This is a genomic window from Roseateles sp. P5_E11, assembly GCF_054049355.1.
Map to the genome: position 1 here is coordinate 1 of NZ_JBFUMO010000717.1, position 2,532 is coordinate 2,532.

General features: G+C 63.5%; 3 protein-coding genes. All 3 read left to right on the plus strand.

Translation table 11 applies throughout. From position 1 onward, the window contains the following. Positions 1-902, plus strand: a 902-nt coding sequence (locus tag ACXJKR_RS29610; protein WP_457325889.1) for a helicase-related protein, incomplete at its 5' end; no start/stop codon positions are given. Positions 903-1,087: 185 nt separating this feature from the next. Further along, a complete protein-coding gene (gene iscR / locus ACXJKR_RS29615) occupies positions 1,088-1,633 on the plus strand; it encodes a Fe-S cluster assembly transcriptional regulator IscR (RefSeq protein ID WP_056196893.1) in 546 nt (181 codons plus the stop codon). A 27-nt stretch (positions 1,634-1,660) separates the two neighbouring features. Continuing rightward, positions 1,661-2,532, plus strand: an 872-nt coding sequence (locus ACXJKR_RS29620; protein WP_457325890.1) for an aminotransferase class V-fold PLP-dependent enzyme, incomplete at its 3' end; no start/stop codon positions are given.

The following is a 2,532-nucleotide window of genomic DNA, read 5'->3' on the forward strand; positions in this document are numbered from 1 at the left end:
AGATGCGTCAGGCCATCTTTGTGTCGGCCACGCCGGCGCAGTATGAGCAGGACAACGCGGGGCAGGTAGTGGAGCAGGTCGTGCGGCCGACGGGCCTGGTTGACCCCCTCGTCGAGGTCCGGCCGGCCACTCATCAGGTCGACGACGTGCTTCAGGAGATCCGCTTGCGTGTCGAGGTGCATGAGCGCGTGTTGATCACGACCCTGACCAAGCGCATGGCTGAGCAACTGACCGACTACCTCAGCGACAACGGCGTCAAGGTGCGCTATCTGCACTCCGACGTGGACACGGTGGAGCGTGTCGAGATCCTGCGCGACCTGCGACTGGGCGCTTTCGACGTGCTGGTGGGCATCAACCTGCTGCGCGAAGGGCTGGATATCCCCGAGGTGTCGCTTGTCGCCATCCTGGATGCCGACAAGGAAGGCTTCCTGCGCGCCGAGCGCAGCCTGATTCAGACCATCGGCCGGGCCGCGCGCAACCTGAACGGCAAGGCCATCCTGTACGGCGACCGCATCACCGAGTCGATGCGCAAGGCCATTGGCGAGACCGAACGCCGGCGCGCCAGGCAGATCGCCTTCAACGAGGAAAACGGCATCACGCCGCGCAGCGTGCAAAAGCGCATCAAGGATTTGATCGACGGCGTCTATTCGGCCGAATCCGGCCGAGACGATGCCAAATTGCTGGCCGCGGCCAAGGTCGAGGACTTGTCCGAGAAGGATCTGGCCAAACGTATCGCCCAGCTCGAAAAGCAGATGCTGGAACACGCCCGCAACCTGGAGTTCGAACAGGCTGCGCGGATGCGCGATCAACTGGCTCAACTGCGCGAGCAGGCCTTCGGCGCCCGCGTGCACGACAACATCGTGCCCCTGGACAGTGCTCGAAAGGCAGGTCCAGTTCGCTGAAGCTGCTGCGCCGCAGCAAAAAACCTGCCGAAACCTAGGGATACCTGGCGGCCATAGGAAGTGGCCGAGTAGTCGAGTAAAATCATCGGAAATGATTCGCTCGGGTATTGTCTGGGCGTGCCGGGTTAACCCGAAATCATTTGTCCAGGACAAATCCTGGTCGTGCCACTCGCTAAGGAGTTTTTATGCGTCTCACTACCAAAGGCCGGTTTGCAGTCACCGCGATGCTGGACCTGGCGCTGCGCGAGAATACAGGCCCCGTGGCCCTGGCGGCGATCAGCCAACGGCAGCAGATTTCGCTCTCCTACCTGGAGCAGCTCTTCGGCAAGCTGCGTCGCCATGAACTGGTGGAAAGCACCCGTGGCCCGGGTGGCGGTTATTCGCTGGGCCGCAAGGCCGAGAACATTACCGTGGCCGACATCATCGTCGCCGTGGACGAGGCGCTGGACGCCACCGGCTGCGGCGGCAAGGAAAACTGCATGGGCGAGGACAGCGGCCGCTGCATCACCCATGAACTCTGGACCAATCTGAACGCCAAGATGATCGAGTACCTCGATTCCGTCTCCCTGCGCAAGCTCGCCGATGAGCAACTGGCCAAGGGCTTCGAGGTCGAGGCGGCGCCGGTCAAGCGCGCCATCTCCAGCCAGCCGGTGCTCAAGCCCATCCGCGTCACGGCGCCGAACTCGGTCTTTGCCCTGGGTGGCAATCTCGGTGGCGCGTTCAGCAAGTAAGACCAAGAACTCAAAAGAAGTCGTTCCATGGACATGACCCCGCACTTCCCGATCTACCTCGACTACGGCGCGACGACGCCGTGCGATCCCCGCGTGGTGGACGCGATGATTCCCTGGTTGCGCGAGCACTTCGGCAACCCGGCGTCCCGCAGCCACGCCTGGGGCTGGGAAGCGGAAGAGGCGGTCGAGAAGGCGCGCGTGCAGGTGGCCGAGTTGATCGGTGCCGACCCGCGCGAGATCGTCTGGACGTCCGGCGCGACCGAGTCCAACAACCTGGCACTCAAGGGCGCCGCGCAGTTCTACAAGACGCGCGGCAAGCACCTGATCACCGTCAAGACCGAGCACAAGGCCGTGCTCGACACGATGCGTGAGCTGGAGCGTCAGGGCTTTGAGGTGACCTACCTCGATGTGCAGGAAAACGGTCTGTTGGATCTGGAAGTGTTCAAGGCGGCATTGCGCCCGGACACCATCCTGGCCTCGGTCATGTACGTCAACAACGAGATCGGCGTCATCCAGGACGTGGTCGCGTTGGGCAACCTGTGCCGCGAGCGCGGCGTCATCTTCCACGTCGACGCGGCGCAGGCCACTGGCAAGGTCGCTATCGATATGGCCAAGCTGCCCATCGACCTGATGAGCCTGGCCTCGCACAAGAGCTACGGCCCCAAGGGCATCGGCGCTCTCTACGTGCGCCGCAAGCCGCGCATCCGCCTGGAAGCGCAGATGCACGGCGGTGGCCACGAGCGCGGCATGCGCTCCGGCACGCTGCCCGTGCACCAGATCGTCGGCATGGGCGAGGCCTTCCGTATCGCCCGCGAGGAAATGGGCGCCGAGAGCGAACGCATCCGCGCACTGCACAACAAGCTGATCAAGGGCCTGTCCGGTATCGAGCAGACCTTCAT